General features: G+C 57.4%; 12 protein-coding genes. 5 read left to right on the top strand and 7 right to left on the bottom strand.

The window, feature by feature from the left end; translation table 11 throughout:
- The first annotated feature begins 17 nt into the window (after positions 1–17).
- From DV711_RS17870 to dapD, 4 genes are all read left to right on the top strand, one after another.
- Entirely contained in the window at positions 18–2,738 is a 2,721-nt protein-coding gene (locus tag DV711_RS17870; protein WP_114697090.1) for a [protein-PII] uridylyltransferase, read from the top strand.
- Positions 2,739–2,841: 103 nt separating this feature from the next.
- Positions 2,842–4,038, top strand: coding sequence for a succinyldiaminopimelate transaminase (dapC, locus tag DV711_RS17865; protein WP_114697089.1), 1,197 nt, complete (start codon positions 2,842–2,844; stop codon positions 4,036–4,038).
- A 50-nt stretch (positions 4,039–4,088) separates the two neighbouring features.
- A complete protein-coding gene (locus DV711_RS17860) occupies positions 4,089–4,430 on the top strand; it encodes an ArsC family reductase (protein WP_114697088.1) in 342 nt (113 codons plus the stop codon).
- Positions 4,431–4,480: 50 nt separating this feature from the next.
- Complete coding sequence (gene dapD / locus DV711_RS17855; protein ID WP_114697087.1) at positions 4,481–5,518, top strand: 2,3,4,5-tetrahydropyridine-2,6-dicarboxylate N-succinyltransferase; 1,038 nt, start codon at positions 4,481–4,483, stop codon at positions 5,516–5,518.
- Between the two features lie 84 nt (positions 5,519–5,602).
- On the opposite strand, the gene DV711_RS17850 is transcribed toward dapD, so the two are convergent.
- From DV711_RS17850 to DV711_RS17835, 4 genes are all read right to left on the bottom strand, one after another.
- Entirely contained in the window at positions 5,603–7,588 is a 1,986-nt protein-coding gene (locus DV711_RS17850) for a methyl-accepting chemotaxis protein (protein WP_165840162.1), read from the bottom strand.
- A 275-nt stretch (positions 7,589–7,863) separates the two neighbouring features.
- A complete protein-coding gene (locus DV711_RS17845) occupies positions 7,864–9,852 on the bottom strand; it encodes a methyl-accepting chemotaxis protein (protein ID WP_165840161.1) in 1,989 nt (662 codons plus the stop codon).
- Positions 9,853–10,086: 234 nt separating this feature from the next.
- Positions 10,087–10,578: an acetolactate synthase small subunit gene (ilvN, locus tag DV711_RS17840; protein ID WP_114697084.1), complete on the bottom strand. Its 492-nt coding sequence runs from the start codon at positions 10,576–10,578 to the stop codon at positions 10,087–10,089.
- Positions 10,579–10,580: 2 nt separating this feature from the next.
- A complete protein-coding gene (locus tag DV711_RS17835) occupies positions 10,581–12,302 on the bottom strand; it encodes an acetolactate synthase 3 large subunit (protein WP_114697083.1) in 1,722 nt (573 codons plus the stop codon).
- 450 nt (positions 12,303–12,752) lie between these two features.
- On the opposite strand from DV711_RS17835, the gene DV711_RS17830 reads away from it, so the two are divergent.
- The gene (locus tag DV711_RS17830; protein ID WP_114697082.1) at positions 12,753–13,019 is read left to right on the top strand and encodes a hypothetical protein; all 267 of its coding nucleotides are present in this window, start codon (positions 12,753–12,755) and stop codon (positions 13,017–13,019) included.
- A gap of 67 nt (positions 13,020–13,086) precedes the next feature.
- Here DV711_RS17830 and clpB read toward each other — a convergent pair whose 3' ends face one another.
- The 3 genes from clpB to rluD all read right to left on the bottom strand — a co-directional run bounded on the left by clpB (position 13,087) and on the right by rluD (position 17,839).
- Complete coding sequence (gene clpB, locus DV711_RS17825) at positions 13,087–15,669, bottom strand: ATP-dependent chaperone ClpB (protein ID WP_114697081.1); 2,583 nt, start codon at positions 15,667–15,669, stop codon at positions 13,087–13,089.
- A 464-nt stretch (positions 15,670–16,133) separates the two neighbouring features.
- A complete protein-coding gene (gene pgeF / locus DV711_RS17820; protein WP_114697080.1) occupies positions 16,134–16,874 on the bottom strand; it encodes a peptidoglycan editing factor PgeF in 741 nt (246 codons plus the stop codon).
- Positions 16,874–17,839 carry a 23S rRNA pseudouridine(1911/1915/1917) synthase RluD gene (gene rluD / locus DV711_RS17815; RefSeq protein ID WP_114697079.1) on the bottom strand — a complete coding sequence of 322 codons (966 nt, stop codon included), beginning with the start codon at positions 17,837–17,839 and terminating at the stop codon, positions 16,874–16,876. The genes pgeF and rluD overlap by 1 nt, the downstream gene beginning before the upstream one ends.
- Positions 17,840–17,927: the final 88 nt, after the last annotated feature.

Raw genomic sequence — 17,927 nt, 5'->3', positions numbered from 1 at the left:
GAGCGCCACACCGACCCATGACCGACCAACTCGATGAATTCGCCGCCGACCCCAGCCTGTTTGATAACGAGCAGTTCCTCCAGCAGCTGGCCGAGGCGGATTCATTTCTGAGTCTGTTCAAGCAGGCGCTGCAGCGGGGCCAGGAAACCCTTAATCAGCGATTTAAAAACGGCGCCGATATCCGCACCCTGATCTATGGGCGCGCCTGGATGATGGATCAATTGCTGCGCCATGCCTGGAATCAATACAGCTGGCCCGAAGACGGCTCCATCAGTCTGGTGGCGGTCGGCGGTTACGGCCGAGGCGAGCTACACCCCCACTCCGATATCGACCTGCTGTTGCTTTTAGCACAGGATAACGCCGAGCAACACCGCGACAGCATCGAGAGTTTCCTGACCTTTCTGTGGGATATCAGCCTCGATGTGGGCAGCAGCGTTCGAACCATCGAGCAGTGTGCCGAGGAGGCCGGTAAGGATATTACCGTCGCCACCAATCTGATCGAGTCCCGTTGCCTGACCGGCGATTCGGAACTGCGAGAACAGATGTACCAGCGAGTCACCGCCGACAGCATCTGGTCAAGCCAGCAGTTCTACAAAGCCAAGGTGGAGGAGCAGAAGAAGCGCCACCACCGTACCAACGACACCGAATACAACCTCGAGCCCAACATCAAGGACTCGCCAGGCGGGCTGCGCGACCTGCAGACTGTCGGCTGGGTCGCCAAACGTCACTTCGGCGCCACCTATCTGCACGACCTGGTCGACCATGGTTTTCTGACCGACAGTGAGCTGGATGCGCTGGACAAGGGCGAGCGCTATCTGTGGACGGTACGCTATGCGCTGCACATGCTGACCGATCGCTGCGAAAACCGCTTGCTGTTCGATCACCAGCGCACCCTGGCCCAGTTCTTCGGCTATGAAGATATCGAGGGCAAGCTGGCGGTCGAACAGTTTATGGGCAAGTACTATCGCATCGCGATGTACCTGGCCGAATTCAACGACATGCTGCTACAGCACTTTGAAGAGGCGCTGCTCGAGGACGAGGACAATCAACAGATCCGCCCTCTGAACAAACGTTTCCAGGTTCGTTGCGACCATATCGAAGTTACCCACGATCAGGTCTATACCCAGACCCCGTTCGCGATCATGGAGATGTTTGTTCTACTAGCACAGAACAGCGAGCTCCAGGGCGTGCGCGCCTCGACCATGCGACTATTGCGAGAGGCCCGCCAGCAGATTGATGACGACTTCCGCAACGACATCCGCAACACCACCCTGTTTATGGAGCTGCTGCGCTCCCCGGAAGGGGTCACCACCGAACTGCGCCGAATGACCCGTTACGGCATTCTCGGTCGCTACCTACCCGAGTACGGCAAAATCGTCGGTCAGATGCAACACGACCTGTTCCACATCTATACCGTTGACGCTCACACGCTAAAGGTGATCACCAACCTGCGCCGCTTCCGCCATGGCGACCAGGCGGAAAAATTCCCGATCGCCAACCGGATTGTCCGGCAACTACCGAAGCTGGCGCTGCTCTATGTCGCCGGCCTTTACCACGACATCGGCAAGGGACGCGGCGGTGATCACTCCGAACTCGGCGCCATCGATGCCAAGCTATTCTGCGAACGCCACCACCTGGGTAAATGGGACACCCATCTGGTCTGCTGGCTGGTGCGCAACCACCTGCTGATGTCGATGACCGCCCAGCGCAAGGACATCTCCGATCCGGAGGTGATCCATGATTTCGCCATGCGGGTTCGCGACATCACCCATCTGGATTACCTCTACACCCTGACCGTGGCCGATATCTGCGCCACCAACAACACCCTCTGGAACAACTGGCGCGCCTCGCTGATGCGCCAGCTTTACGTCGAGACCAAGAAGGTGTTGCGCCGCGGCCTGGAGAATCCGGTCAATCGAGAAGACCTGATCGAGCAGGTCCAGCGCGAAGCCCTCGACCTGCTGCGCCACGAGGGGATCAGCGATTACAGCGCCGAATGCATGTGGGCGACCCTGGGAGAAGAATACTTCCTGCGCGAAGAGGCCTCCGATATTGCCTGGCATACCGAGGCAATTCTGAACCACAGCGAACCCAATCAGCCGCTGGTGCTGGTCAAAGAAACCAGCACCCGACTGTACGAAGGCGCCACCAAAATCTTTATCTATGCCCGCGACCACGAAGGCCTGTTTGCCGCCTCGGCCGCCGCGCTGGATCATCTCAATCTGAGCATTCAGGACGCCGACATCATCACCAACGATGACGGTTACAGCTACAACACCTTTATCGTGCTGGATCAGGACAACCAGCCGATCGGCGACGATCCGGAAACTATTCTGAAGATCAAGAACTCGCTGGTCGAAGAACTGGACGACCCGGACGACTACCCCTCGATTGCCCAGCGCCGCACCCCAAGACAATTGAAACTGTTCTCCATGCCTGCCCAGGTCACCCTGAGCTCGGACAGCGACCGCCACCTCACCGCGCTGGAGCTAAACACCTCGGATCGCCCCGGCCTGCTGGCCCGGGTGGGTAAGGTATTCCTGGAACTGCATATCCACCTGCAGAAAGCCCATATCGTCAACGTCGGTGAAAAGGTCGAGGACGTGTTCTTTATTACCGACCAGAATGGCCAGCCGATCACCGATCCGGTATTGAGTGAAAAACTGCAGCAACGAATCTGCGAAGAGCTCGACCGTCAAATCGAGGGCTTTAAAGGCCAGAGCACGCACCTAGGCTGATTTGTCAGTCCCCGGGTGCGTCATTATAATTTGCGGCCCTCTTGATCCCCGGCATGCAACCGGACGAGTGGCCGACCAGACGCATAGATTCAGCGGAGCGCCGATGAACCCCGATCTGCAAAAACTGCAACCCTATCCGTTTGAGCGCCTCAATGCGCTCAAGTCAGGCATTACTCCGCCCGCGGAGCTGGCCCATATCGCCCTGTCGATCGGCGAGCCCAAGCACCCGGCACCGGATTTTGCCCGCGACACCCTCAGCGACAACCTCGACCGCTTGTCAGGCTACCCGACCACCAAAGGCCTGCCTCAATTGCGCCAGGCGATCGCTGAATGGGCCGAGCGCCGCTTCAAACTCAGCGGCGGACTGGATCCGGAAACCCAGGTACTGCCCTGTAACGGCACCCGCGAAGCCCTGTTTGCCATTACCCAGGCACTGGTCGATCGCAGCGCCAAGCAACCGCTGGTGGTCAGCCCGAATCCGTTCTACCAGATCTACGAAGGCGCTGCGTATCTGGCCGGTGCCACGCCCCACTTCCTGAACTGCCAAGCGGAAAACGGATTCTTACCCGACTTCGACGCCGTTCCGGAGCAGGTCTGGCAAAACTGCCAACTGCTGTTTATCTGCTCGCCAGGCAACCCAACCGGGGCGGTAATCCCGTTGCAACAGCTCAAGCACTTGATCGAACTGGCCGACGAGTACGATTTTGTCATTGCCGCCGACGAGTGCTATTCCGAGATCTATTTCGATGAAGACCAGCCGCCGGTCGGCCTGCTGCAAGCCTGTAGCGAACTGGGACGGCACGATTACCGTCGCTGCCTGGCTTTCCACAGCCTGTCCAAGCGTTCCAACCTGCCGGGACTGCGCTCCGGCTTTGTCGCCGGCGATGCCGAAATCCTGAAGCAGTTCCTGCTCTATCGCACCTACCACGGCTGCGCGATGCCGATCTATTCACAACTGGCCAGCATCGCTGCCTGGAACGACGAAGCCCACGTGCTGGCCAATCGCGACCAATACCGGGCCAAGTTCGACGCGGTCCTGAGTCGTCTCGACGGCGTACTGAACGTGCAACGCCCCGACGCAGGTTTCTACCTGTGGGCCGAAACCCCGGTCGACGACGAGACCTTTGCGCGCGAACTGTTTGCACAGCAGCACATTACCGTGCTGGCCGGCTCGTACCTGTCACGTGCGATCGACGGTAGCAATCCTGGCGCCAACCGGGTTCGAATGGCGCTGGTGGCAGAGCTGGATGAATGTATTGAAGCGGCCGAGCGCATTCGGCGTTTTGTCGACAACCTGTAATTCGGTCGTCTTCGCGACCCAGCCAAATCTAGCGCTTAAGGACAATAACCATGGTTACCCTTTACGGCATCAGCAACTGCGATACCATCAAGAAGGCCAAAAAATGGCTCGACCAAGCCGGCGTTGAGTACCAGTTCCACGATTATCGCAAGCAGGGGCTGGAACAGAGCTGGCTCGAGAACTGGTGCGACGAACTAGGCTGGGAAGCGCTGCTGAATAAGCGCGGCACCACCTGGCGTCAGCTGCCCGAGGAGACCAAAGCCTCGGTCGATCGCGACCAAGCCATCGTGCTGATGCTGGAATATCCGGCAATGATTAAGCGCCCACTGCTGGATCTGGGCAGTGAGCGCAAACTCGGCTTTAAAGCAGCCGATTACGAAACCTATTTCTAACTGAACCTTTTTACCCATAACAGAATTCCTGTTCCAAGCGGAGAATCATCATGAGCGGCAACGCATTCTGCCTCGGCCTCGGGGTCGGCACCAAATCATCCAAGGGCGAGTGGCTGGAGGTATTCTACGCCCAGCCTGTTTATGAGCCCTGCAACAACCTGATCAAAGCCCTGACCGAAACACTGGGCTACGAAGGCGGTAACCAGGCGATCGAACTGGACCAGGAAAAACTGGCCGCCGTCGAAGCCGCATTCATCGAGCGCAATGCCGAGGACCAGGCCGCCATCGCCGCGACCCTGAAAGGTTCCGAGCAGCCGCTGGTTCTTTGTATTCTGGCCGACGACGATGCACCCAGCTCGACGCCGGAGACCTACCTGAAGCTGCAGATGATCTCGCACCGCATCGTCGAGCCCCATAGCATCAACCTGAGCGGCATGTTCGGCCTGCTGCCCAACGTGGCCTGGACCAACCAGGGTGCCATCGCACTGGACGAGCTGCCGCAGCGCCAGCTTGAAGCTCGCGCCCGCGGTGAGCTGATCGATGTACACTCGGTGGACAAATTCCCCAAGATGGCCAACTACGTGGTTCCGACCGGCACCCGTATCGCCGCCACCTCACGGGTACGCCTGGGCGCCTACATCGGCGAAGGCACTACCATCATGCACGAAGGTTTCGTTAACTTTAACGCTGGCACCAAAGGCACCAGCATGGTCGAAGGCCGGATCTCAGCCGGCGTCGTTGTGGGTAAGGGCTCTGACCTGGGCGGCGGCTGCTCCACCATGGGTACCCTGTCCGGTGGTAACGATGTCGTGATCAGCGTCGGCGAAGGCTGTCTGCTGGGCGCCAACGCCGGTCTGGGGATTCCGCTGGGCGATCGCTGCACCGTCGAAGCCGGCCTGTACGTGACCGGCGGCTCCAAGGTTGTCGTCCTGGACGATCAGAACAACGCCGTCGAGACAGTTAAAGCCAGCCAGCTGGCCGGCAAGTCTGATCTGCTGTTCCGCCGCAATTCGGTCAATGGCCGCATTGAAGTGAAGACCAACAAGTCGGCGATCGAACTCAACCACGAGCTTCACGCCAACAACTAAGCGTCATTCGATGCTTTATCAGCGGGTTCCATTCGGAGCCCGCTGCCTGACTATCGCCTCAAGCGCGATCAGCTCTCCAACGACTCAACCCTTAAACTGACTGACCTCCTGCTGCAGGGATTCCGCCAACAGCTGCATCTGGCTACTGGCATCCCCCAAGCTCGAGGCGCTGCTGGCCGTCTGCTGATAGCGCTGCTGAATCGCATTGATACTCTGGTTGATCTCCTCCACCGTGGCGGTCTGCTGCTCGGTCGCAGCCGCGACCTGGTGGTTAAGGTCATTGACGTGGACTATCTGCGTCGAAATCTCCTCCAACGCCGCGCTCTGTTGCTCAAACTGGCCAATGGTCGTCCCTGCACAAGCCTGACTCTGCTCCATCACATCGACCGCATCCTGGCTGCCCTGCTGCAACTTGTCAATCATCGCATTGATCTGCTCGGTCGACTGCTGAGTCTTCTGCGCTAGGCTACGCACCTCATCGGCAACCACAGCAAAGCCGCGCCCCTGCTCACCGGCACGAGCCGCCTCGATCGCTGCATTCAACGCCAGCAGATTGGTCTGCTCCGCCACGCCACGGATCACATCCAGCACGGTACTGATCTCGTTACTGTTGGAAGCCAGACGCTCAATAACGCCACTGGCACGATCGATATCTGACGACAAGGTTCCGATCGATTGCTTGGCCTGCTCCGATACCTGACGCCCCTCACCGACCGACTCGTTGGCCAGATTGGCCTTGCCGGACGCTTCCGAACAGCTCCCGGCCACCTCGCGCACCGAAGCGCCCATCTCGTTCATGGCCGCAGCGACCATCTCGGTCTGGGCCAGCCCCTGCTGCACCTCTGTATCCACATCATGGGCCACCTGCTGAACCTGATTGACCGAATCAACCAACTGGCCACTAGCATCACGCACCCGATAGACCAGCGACGATAGCTTTTCCATCATCTGGTTGAAGCTGCCGGCCAGTCGACCAAGACTATCCTGACTGATCAGCTCGGCACGGGCGCTCAGATCGGAGTCTTCCACCAGATTCATCGCCGCCGACAGACTGTTGAGCTGACGGGTGATCAGCCAGTAGATCGCAAACACCAGCCCCAGGTTGAAGCAGGAAGCCAGAACTGCAATCGCCAGCATCCAGATCAGATGGGTCCGCTCTTCGGCCCCTCGCTGGTCAACCTTGGTTTTTAAACGCTCCGCCAACGTATCCTCAACCTGCTTCAGTAGATTGATCCGCTCGGTCGCCATCTTGAACCAGTACCCCGCTTCGGTCTCGAAACCACTGTCGCTCGACAGTGCCACCTTGCGTAACCGGTTAACCTCATCCACGGCACGGCCGCTGACCAACTGCGTCAACAACGCCGCATCGTCGGGTACGGCAAATTCGGTGAAGGTCTGGCTGTAGGTATCCTGCTGCGCCAGCAGGGTCACAAAGCGCTGTTTCATCCCCTCCCCGAAGCTGTCCCGAGCAAAGGTATTACTCAACACGGCCCGCTCGATTCCGGCCCGCTCTTTGCCCTGCAGGAAGTAGTAATAGGCATTAGCCCGATTGGAAATCTGCGGATCTGCGGCCTGCATCGCCATCAGTGAAACCAGCTGCAGCATCTCGGCGTTGCCCTGGGTGTACTGACCGATCGCCTGCTTGGCCGGTATCGACAGACCACTGACCTTCTGGCGCAACTGATTCAGACCCTTGATCCGCGTATCAACCACTGCGAGCTGATCCCGGAAGGCCGGCCACAGACTGTCCAAACTGAGTGAAGCGAGAGTTTGCTGATAGGCCTGCAGACGCTGGTCGGCCAGTTTGCGCTGCTGCCCCAGCTCCGCCTTCAAACGGGTCCCTTTGGAGCCCAGAAAAGCCGCTGTCAGGCCTCGCTCTTTTTGCAGCTCATGGACCAGATTACTGGCGGCTACCGACACCCCCGACAACAGCTGCACACGCTGCATCGTCTGACTGGATTGCCAGCTGGATAGTAAAGTCACACCAAGGAAAAACAGCGCCACGGTTGAAGGAATCACCAACAACAACAGCAGCTTATTGCGCATCGACAGCCGTCTGAGCAGCCCCATACCGAACTCCTTATTGAGACACCACGCCTTTTCAGGCACAGGTAACCCGTTATTATTTGAAGGCAGTCTGGGTCGGACGACATCCCCCTGTCCGGGCCGCATCCGCTGCTAAAGCGACTGCTATGGGTTCGACATTGTAAACAAGCTGACCATTCGTTGACCTGCTATAGATCAACCTCTGTACAGATCAATTGTTGATTTTGAGCCCACCAACCGGGAATAGAGATAAAAAAAGGGCTCCCTGAGGAGCCCGTTTGATCTAGCAAGAGAGTTGATCAGCTTTGAAAGCGGCTGACCTGCTGCTGCAGATCGCCGGATAGTCGCTCCATCTGATCGCTGGAATCCCCTAGGCTACCGGCACTGGCCGCGGTCAGCTCATAGCGCTGCTGGATTGACGATAGGTTCTGATTGATCTCCTCGACGGTGGCCGACTGCTCTTCGGTCGCTGCCGCCACCTGGTGGTTCATATCGTTAACCATCGCGATCTGCTCGCTGATCTGCTGCAGTGCCTGAGCCTCGAGCTCAAACTGCTCCATGGTCTTGTCGGCGCAGGCCTGGCTGTCCGACATCACCGCCACAGCGGAACGACTACCATCCTGTAACTTAGCGATCATGGTATTGATCTGTTCGGTCGACTCCTGGGTCTTCTGTGCCAGACTGCGGACCTCATCGGCAACCACCGCAAAGCCACGACCCTGCTCACCGGCACGGGCCGCTTCGATCGCAGCATTCAAGGCCAGCAGGTTGGTCTGCTCTGCCACGCCGCGGATCACGTCCAATACGCCACCGATCTCCTCGCTGTCGGCTGCCACCCGCTGAATCACTTCGGTCGCCTTATGGATATCCTGATTCAAGGAGTTAATCGCTTCTTTGGCCTGCTGCGAGATCGCTTCGCCCTGCTCTACCGAAACATTGGCCTGCTGAGCCTTGTCGGATGCGTTGGCACAGTTTTGCGCCACCTCTCGAATCGACGCCCCCATCTCGTTGGTCGCTGCCGCCACCATCGCCGCTTGCGACAAGCCATCCTGTACTTCCCGCTCGACATCTTCGGACACCTGCTGCACCTGCTGCACCTGACCGACCAACTGCTCACTGGCAGATCGGACCTGATTCACCAATCCTGACAAATTATCCATCATACCGTTGAAGCTGCCGGCCACCCGACCAAGACCGTCATTGGTAATGACTTCGGCACGGGCACTCAGATCGGAATTTTCTTCAATCTGGCGCATCGCTGCAGTCAGTGTCCGTAGTTGCCGGATGATCAAGCGATAGATCACCACACTCAGCAGCAGTGTGACGAGCAGTGCCACCAAGGCAACGATCGACAGGATAATCAGGCTGCTCTTGGCGCTGTCGCTGCGAGCCACAGTATCGGCCTGGAATCGAGATGCCAGCTCATTTTCAACCTGCTTGAGCAGGTTGATCCGGGCGGTGGCCATCTTGAACCAGTAGCCGGCTTCGGTATCAAAACTGTGCTCACGGTCCAGAGCGATCTGACGCATCCGGTTTACTTCATCGACCGATTCACCCTTGATGATCTGCCCCAACAACGCACTGTCCTCGGGCTCAGCAAATTCGGTAAAGGTACGCTGGTAGGTTTCCTGTTCAGCCAGCAGATTGATAAAGCGGGTCTTCAGGCCAGAAGGAAAACGATTTCGGGCAAAGGTATTACTGAGCACCGCGCGTTCAACACCGGCGCGCTCCTTACCCTGCAGGAAGTAGTAATACGCATTGGCCCGGTTGGCCACTTCGATATCGTCGGCCTCCAGCGCCAGCAGCGATACCACCTGCAGAATATCGGCATTACCCGCAGTAAACTGCCCAATCGCCTCAGGCCCCGGAATCTTCAGGGCGGAGATCTTCTGGCGCAACGGACCCAGATTTTTGATCCGCTTATCGATGGCATCCAACTGCTGCAGCAACTCAGGCCACAACGAAGAGCGGTCCAAGCCAGCCACTCGCTCGGTATAGGCTTTAACACGGGTATCTGCCAACGCCCGCTGTTGACGCAACTCTGAACCAAGACGCTCGCCTTTAGAACCTAGGAAACCGGCGGTCAGACCACGCTCCTTCTGGAGTTCATGCACCAGGTTACTGGCATCCACCGCCACATCGGACAGGAGTTGAATCTTCGCCATCGACTGGCTCATTTTCCAGCTGTCGATCATCGCGACTGCCAGGAAGTAGATCGCCAATACCAATGGCAGCAACAGCATCACGATCAACTTGTTTTTCATCGACAGGTGCTTCAGCAGCCCCATAGTCCTATCCTCTTCGTACATCCATCAACGGCTTCGTGCCGATACCATCATCAGATTCAATCTAGTACAGCCCCGGTAAGAATCCAGCACAAGGCTAGCCAGCACTCTCACCTTGGTCTCTGATTTAAATCATTTCCTCGATCAAACCCCAAAACACCTGAGCTGGATCAATAAAAAAACGTAAAAAAATACCCGCCTAAGCGGGTATTTTAACTCTGCTGTTCTACGCGGAGCTTACAAGCTCAGCACCTTCTCACCACGTGAGATACCCGATACACCCGTGCGGACGACTTCCAGCACATTGGTGGTGTCGATTACATTAATAAATGCATCCAACTTATCGCTAGAGCCAGTTAGCTGCACCGTGTAGACCGAACTGGTGACGTCGATCACCTGGCCACGGAAGATCTCGACATTGCGGATCACCTCGGCGCGCTGTGAACCCAACGCCTTCACCTTGATCAGCATCAGCTCACGCTCGATATGATCACCCTCGGTCAGGTCGACCAGTTTGACCACCTCGATCAGCTTATTGAGCTGCTTGGTGATCTGCTCGATTACTCGATCATTACCGACCGTGGTCAGCGTCAGACGTGACAGGGTCGGGTCTTCGGTCGGCGCGACAGTCAGAGATTCGATGTTGTAGTTACGCTGTGAAAACAGGCCAACAACACGAGACAGTGCACCGGCTTCGTTCTCCATCAGGACGGAAATAATATGTCTCATGCTTAGGTTCTCTCGGTCTTGTTCAGCCACATGTCACGCATTGAACCGCGCGGCACCTGCATCGGATAAACGTGCTCGAACGGATCAACATAAACGTTGACGAACACCAGCTTATCTTTCATCGCGAAGGCCTTATCCAAGGTGGCTTGCAGCTCTTCAGGCTTACGAACTTCCATGCCGACATGACCGTAGGACTCGACCAGCTTGGTGAAGTCCGGCAGTGATTTCATGTAGGACTGCGAGTGACGGCTCTCGTAGTTCATATCCTGCCACTGACGAACCATCCCCAGTGACTGGTTGTTCAGACAGATGATCTTGACCGGCAGGTTGTACTGCAGACAGGTCGACAGCTCCTGGATATTCATCTGAATCGAACCCTCACCGGTGATACAGATAACATCGTCATCAGGGAAGTTCAGCTTAACTCCCATCGCGGCCGGCAGACCGAAGCCCATGGTGCCCAGGCCACCGGAGTTGATCCAGCGGCGCGGCTTGTTGAACTTGTAGTATTGGGCCGCAAACATCTGATGCTGCCCCACATCGGAACAGACGTAAGCGTCGCCGTTGGTGACATCGCAAAGCGCTTCAACCACCGCCTGGGGCTTGAGCAGTTCAGAATCGTCGGTGCGGAAACGCCCGCCATGACGACCACGCCACTCCTCGATCTGCTGCCACCAGCTGTCATGGGACTCAGCATCAGTCTCGATGGTGCTGGCCTTAACCTGCTTCAGGATCTCGCCCAGTACCGACTCCAGCGGACCAACGATCGGCACGTCAGCGGCGACGGTCTTGGAGATCGATGACGGATCGATGTCGACATGGATCAGCTTGGCGGTGGGGCAGAACTTCTCGGTCGCATTGGTGATCCGGTCATCCAGTCGCGAACCCAGGTTCAGAATTAGGTCGGCATGGTGCATCACCATATTGGCCTCGACGCTACCGTGCATCCCCGGCATACCCAGGAACTGACGATCGGTACCCGGATAGGCGCCCAACCCCATCAGGGTATTGATGACCGGGTAGTTCAGGTGCTGAGCCAGCTCGATCAGCTCTTCAGACGCATTGGCAGAGATTACCCCGCCGCCGGCCAGGATGACCGGACGCTTGGCGTTCATCAGCAGGTCGACCGCCTTCTTGATCTGGCCACTGTGACCGCGGCTGACCGGATTGTAGGAACGCAGCTTGACCGACTTCGGGTAAACGTATTCAAAGCGATCGGTCGGTGTGGTCATATCCTTCGGGATGTCGACCACAACCGGCCCCGGACGACCGGAAGAAGCGATATAAAACGCCTTCTTCAAAATCATCGGAATCTCTTCGGGCGACTTGACGCTGAGGTTGTGCTTCACGATCGGACGGGTGACACCCATCATGTCGCACTCTTGGAACGCGTCCTCACCAATCAGGTGGCTCATGACCTGGCCGGAGATAACCACCATTGGAACGGAGTCCATGTAAGCGGTGGCGATACCGGTCACGGCATTGGTTGCACCCGGTCCCGAGGTCACCAGCACCACCCCCGGCTTACCGGTGGCACGCGCGTAGGCATCGGCCATATGGGTTGCGGCCTGTTCGTGACGGACCAGAACATGCTCAACCGCATCCTGTTGGAACAGAGCATCGTAGATGTGCAGCAGCGCGCCTCCCGGATAGCCGTAGATGTATTCAACACCTTCGTCCTTCAGGAAACGGGCAACCATGTCAGCGCCGGAAAGTAACTCCACTGTTTCACCCTCAAATCTTTCGCAGCCCACCTGGGATTGGGGCTACCGAATAAAAGATTCGTGTATGGATACACGACCATCACGCTCAACACCCGACCTGTTGCATCAACAACTAAACAGCAACTACCGGGCTTAAACGTGACCGAACAGGGTGTTCGGCACAGGTCGTTCAGGGTGTGTAACGGGACGGTGCGTCTTCCGCTACGGAGTTGAGTGAAAATAAGCCCGGTATGGCCTACTTCGGTAACGCCAAGGGTACTTGACGCTACTGCCTAAACAGAGGCGCCATCATGCCAGCTATACCGCATTGCGGCAATAGCCCAACAGTAGATTTCTTGAATATATTCTGATCAACCGATAGCCGTACAAGCCGGCCGCTTCGCGCTGGCTGGTTCGCAGCTAGGAAGAAATGATTTATAGTTGCAGAAAAGACGCTTTCAAGGAGCCACCATGAGCGCCATCGAGATTCGCAACCGCGACCGCACTATCGAAGAGCTGCGGACCTTCATTAAGAAAGTTCTGGTTGAGCCGGAAATCGTACCGCACTGCCTTAACATCGCCCGTGAACTGATCGACGAAGACGATGCTGACCAGCAGATCGCCGAGCAGATCTCCAGCACCACCAATGTGAAAATTCCACAACAGCACAGTGATGCTGACACCCTGTTTATCGAACTGCTCAAAGAAGTGGTTCGGGATGAGAAGGCGCTTTACTGAGACGGCAGTCAGAACCCAAAAACGCGGCCAAGGCCGCGTTTTTTATTGCCTGAAACCCGCTCAGCAATTAGCCATTGCGGAATACGATCTTGTCATCATCCAGTTCAGCCTTGATGGTCGCGCCCGGCTCGAACTCGCCGCCTAGAATCGCCTCGGCCAACGGGTTCTCAATATAGCGCTGGATCGCCCGTTTCAACGGTCGTGCGCCATAAACCGGATCGAATCCGGCTTCGAGCAGGGTATCGAAGGCCGAATCCTGAAGTTCTAGACTCAACTCCCGGTCCTGCAACCGTTCACAAAGACGCTGCAACTGGATCTGGGCGATACCGCGAACCTGATCCCGGCCCAGCGGGTGGAACACCACCACTTCGTCGATCCGGTTGATGAACTCGGGCCGAAAATGCAGCCCGACCACCTCCATCACGGTGTCCTTCATCTGCTGGTACTGATCGTCAGAATCGTAGCCCTGGATCACATCCGAGCCCAAGTTCGAGGTCATCACCACCACGGTGTTGCGGAAATCGACCGTACGACCCTGACCATCTGTCAGGCGGCCATCTTCCAGCACCTGCAGCAACACGTTGAATACATCCGGATGGGCCTTCTCGACCTCGTCCAGCAGCAGTACCGAGTAGGGACGGCGTCGAACCGCTTCGGTCAGATAGCCCCCCTCTTCATAACCGACATAGCCCGGAGGCGCACCGATCAGCCGCGCCACCGAGTGCTTCTCCATAAATTCGGACATATCGATCCGAACCATCGCCTCTTCGGTATCAAACAGGAAGGTCGCCAACGCCTTGCACAGCTCGGTCTTACCGACCCCGGTCGGGCCCAGGAACAGGAACGAGCCGTTGGGCCGATTCGGATCGGCCAAGCCGGCCCGGGATCGACGCACCGCATTGGACACCGCCACCACGGCTTCACCCTGGCCGACCACCCGCTGATGTAGCGCCTCTTCCATCCGCAACAGCTTTTCGCGCTCACCTTCGAGCATCTTGGTCACCGGAATCCCGGTCCACTTGGAGACCACCTCGGCGACCTCCTCCTCGGAGACCTTATTGCGCAGCAACGTGTTGGTTGATTCGCACATTTCGGCCTGGCTGGCCATATCGAGCTGCTTTTCCAGCTCCGGAATCACGCCGTATTGCAGTTCCGACATCCGTGCTAGGTTGGCTTCGCGACGAGCAACCTCCATATCCTGGCGGGCCTGATCGAGCTGCTCCTTGACCTGTTGTGAGCCTTGCAGGGCCGCCTTCTCGGTCTTCCAGACCTCATCCAGATCGGAAAACTCGCGTTCGACCCGGTCGATCTGGGCTTCCAGCTCCTGCAGGTGTTTTCTCGCCGCACTGTCTTTCTCTTTCTTCAGCGCCTCACGCTCGATCTTCAGCTGGATCAGTTTGCGCTCCAACCTGTCCATCGCTTCGGGCTTGGAGTCCATCTCCATCCGAATCCGGCTGGCGGCTTCATCGATCAGATCGATCGCCTTGTCCGGCAACTGTCGGTCAGTGATATAACGATGGGACAAACGGCAGGCGGCGATGATCGCCGAGTCGACGATATCAACGCCGTGATGGAGCTCGTAGCGCTCTTTCAACCCACGCAGAATCGCCACGGTATCCTCGACGCAAGGCTCCACCACCAGCACCTTCTGGAACCGACGCTCCAACGCAGCATCTTTCTCGATGTACTGGCGGTACTCATCCAGCGTGGTGGCGCCAACACAGTGCAACTCACCACGAGCCAAGGCTGGCTTGAGCATATTACCGGCGTCCATCGAGCCTTCCGACTTACCGGCACCGACCATGGTGTGCAGCTCATCGATAAACAGGATGATCTGCCCTTCCTGCTTGGCCAGCTCGTTCAGCACGGCTTTAAGGCGCTCTTCGAACTCACCCCGGTATTTGGCACCGGCGATCAGCGCGCCCATATCCAGCGACAGTACCTGCTTGCCTTTCAGGCCTTCGGGAACTTCGCCATTGATGATGCGCTGAGCCAGCCCTTCGATAATCGCGGTCTTACCGACCCCCGGTTCTCCGATCAGCACCGGGTTGTTCTTGGTCCGGCGCTGCAACACCTGGATGGTGCGACGAATCTCATCATCACGACCGATCACCGGGTCCAGCTTGCCGTCGGCGGCGCGCTCGGTCAGGTTGATGGTGAAGCGATCCAGCGCCTGTCGACTCTCTTCGGCGTTTGGGTCGGAAACACTCTCTCCGCCCCGTACGGCGTCGATGGCTGTCTTCAGACTATCGGCGCTACCGCCGGCTTCGCGCAGTAATTTACCCAGTTCGCCTTTGTCTTCCAGCGATGCCAGCATCACCAGTTCGCTGGAGATATATTGATCGTTTCGCTGCTGCGCGTATTTATCGGCTAGGTTGAAAATGCGCCCCAGATTGGGCGACATACCGACGTCACCGTTGGGATGTTGAACCGAGGGTAGCGCCGCCAGCTGCTGTTCCATCCCCTGGCGCAGTTGTTGAACATTAAATCCGGCCTGGGCCAACAGCGGTTTGACGCTGCCTCCCTTTTGTTCCAACAGTTTGTACGCCAGATGTACCGGTTCGATAACCGGATGATCACGGCCAACCGCCAGCGATTGCGCCTCGGCGATGGCTTCCTGTAGTTTGCTGGTCAATCGATCGATTCGCATAACAGATCCTCAATAGCAGAGTTCGACAACTTCCTTGAGGGCCTATCTATCACCCTGGCGGTCCCGACTGGCGGCAACCACCTTCGGAAGTTTCATGGGGAGCCTGTAAGCAGGTGTTAGTGTGATTCTGGCTTCCAGCTTGATTCGCAATTTAGGCGCGGTTTCTTAGTAATGTCGAGACCTTACTTGAAGCCGCAACGCAGAGTGCGAATCAAGCTGGATGCCCCTACGGGCAAACCTGATCTTCACAGCTACGTCGTTGCTGGCTTTGCAAAGGGATAACCATTTGCTGCATCCAGCGCCTAGATTCTGCAAAGATCAGGTATTGCAGAACATGACTAACACCTACTTACAGGCTCCCTAATCCTGTTGCAGGTTCCTTACAGAGATAAGGGCTATTGGACGAAGTTCAAGTTCTGACGGAACAAGACATAAGTAAAAATTAATCAACCAAAGGTTTGGGATTAATCCTGCAGCCAGATCAGCGATGCCATCCGACCGGTCTGGCCATCACGACGGTAGGAGAAGAAGTGTTGCGGATTCGAGTAAGTACATTCACCGCCACCGTACACAGCACTTACTCCTGCCCTGGCGAGACGCAGTCTTGCTAACTGATACAGATCGGCCAGCCAACGATCGCTGTTTCCTGAAGCCTCAAAAGCAGCCGCCGCTTGGGGCTGGTGGGCTATAAAGGCGTCACGGACTTCAGCGCCAACCTCGAAGGCTTCGGGGCCAATTGCCGGACCCAACCAACACATCAGCTGTGCCGGCTCCAGCTGCATCGCATCGATAGTCGCTTCCAGCACACCATCGCACAACCCCCGCCATCCGGCATGGGCAGCAGCAACCCGACTACCCTCCCGATCGCAAAACAGCACCGGCAGGCAGTCGGCGGTCATCACCAGGCAAGCAACACCGGCGGCGTCAGTGCAGGAAGCATCGGCCTCAATCACGTCGCCAGCACCATCCAGCCTGGCCACCTTGATACCATGAACCTGGCGCAGCCACTGACAGGCCACCTGCGGCCCCAACTGTTGTTGCAGCAACCTCCGGTTGGCCGCAACCGCCTCCGATTGATCGCTGACATGATCACCCAGATTGAAGCTGTCGTAGGGCGCTTCACTCTGCCCCCCGACTCGGGTGGTAGACAATGCCCGGACCCGCTTCGGTGCCGGCCAATCCGGAATGATCAGCGATAACGTCATCAGAGCGTCTCCAAGTCGACCGCATCCTGCTGCAGCTCGGCCAGCAGGCTCAGCATATCGTCGGGAAGGTCGACCTCCCACTCCAACTGGTCACCGGTGGTCGGATGAAACAGTTCCAGCCGTTTGGCATGCAGCGCCTGGCGTTTAAACAGACGCAGACAGTCCTGCAGTTCGTGGCTGATCCCCTTGGGTTGACGGGTACGGCCACCGTAGAGAGGGTCGCCGATCAACGGATAGTGAAGGTGGGCCATATGAACCCGGATCTGGTGGGTCCGTCCGGTCTCCAGCTTCAGCCGGATATGGGTGTGACCGCGGAACTTGTGCAGCACCCGGTAGTGAGTAATCGCTTCCTTACCCATCGGGTGGACCGCCATCTTTTGACGTTGTTTGGGGTGGCGTCCCATCGGTTCATCGACGCAGCCGCCACCGGTCATCACACCACAAACCACCGCCTCATATTCACGCCCCATCGAGCGCTCCTGCAGCTGAGCTACCAGATCGGTCTGCGCCTCCAAGGTCTTGGCGACCACCATCAGGCCGGTGGTGTCCTTATCCAACCGGTGCACAATCCCAGCCCGCGGCACAGCAGCGATATCCGGACAATGGTGCAGCAGGGCATTGAGCAAAGTACCGTCATGGTGACCGGCGGCCGGATGCACCACCAATCCGGCTGGCTTGTTCAGCACCAGAATCTGATCATCTTCGTAGACCACATCCAGGGCGATATCCTCCGGCAGCCAACGTTCTTCCGATTGGGCCTCAGCGCAGATCTCAACCTGCTCGCCACCCAGCAGTTTGTCTCGAGGTCGAAGCTGCTTACCATCAACTTTGAGCTCGCCATTTTTAATCCACCCCTGCAGCCTTGACCGAGAGTGCTCGGGAAACATCTGGGCAACCGCCTGGTCCAATCGCGAACCGCCCAGCTCATCGGGCACTTGCGCATTAAGGTGAATTTGTTGAGTCATCAAAAGCCTTCAAAACATCGTTGCCGGCCAGGCTCCCCAAGTTTGGGTTTACCGAGCCGCTGTGGTTAAATAATTCGCCCAGTATAAC

The sequence above is a fragment of the Motiliproteus coralliicola genome, from assembly GCF_003345655.1.
GTDB lineage: Bacteria > Pseudomonadota > Gammaproteobacteria > Pseudomonadales > Balneatricaceae > Motiliproteus > Motiliproteus coralliicola.
The sequence above is the reverse complement of the archived record's forward strand: the minus strand, read 5'-3'. Positions and strand labels throughout refer to the sequence as shown.

Bases quoted from the DNA above. Each gene is read 5' to 3' on its own strand.
- DV711_RS17870 (WP_114697090.1), top strand. From the start codon at position 18: ATGACCGACCAACTCGATGAATTCGCCGCCGACCCCAGCCTGTTTGAT.
- dapC (WP_114697089.1), top strand. From the start codon at position 2,842: ATGAACCCCGATCTGCAAAAACTGCAACCCTATCCGTTTGAGCGCCTC.
- DV711_RS17860 (WP_114697088.1), top strand. From the start codon at position 4,089: ATGGTTACCCTTTACGGCATCAGCAACTGCGATACCATCAAGAAGGCC.
- dapD (WP_114697087.1), top strand. From the start codon at position 4,481: ATGAGCGGCAACGCATTCTGCCTCGGCCTCGGGGTCGGCACCAAATCA.
- DV711_RS17850 (WP_165840162.1), bottom strand. From the start codon at position 7,588: ATGGGGCTGCTCAGACGGCTGTCGATGCGCAATAAGCTGCTGTTGTTG.
- DV711_RS17845 (WP_165840161.1), bottom strand. From the start codon at position 9,852: ATGGGGCTGCTGAAGCACCTGTCGATGAAAAACAAGTTGATCGTGATG.
- ilvN (WP_114697084.1), bottom strand. From the start codon at position 10,578: ATGAGACATATTATTTCCGTCCTGATGGAGAACGAAGCCGGTGCACTG.
- DV711_RS17830 (WP_114697082.1), top strand. From the start codon at position 12,753: ATGAGCGCCATCGAGATTCGCAACCGCGACCGCACTATCGAAGAGCTG.
- clpB (WP_114697081.1), bottom strand. From the start codon at position 15,669: ATGCGAATCGATCGATTGACCAGCAAACTACAGGAAGCCATCGCCGAG.
- pgeF (WP_114697080.1), bottom strand. From the start codon at position 16,874: ATGACGTTATCGCTGATCATTCCGGATTGGCCGGCACCGAAGCGGGTC.
- rluD (WP_114697079.1), bottom strand. From the start codon at position 17,839: ATGACTCAACAAATTCACCTTAATGCGCAAGTGCCCGATGAGCTGGGC.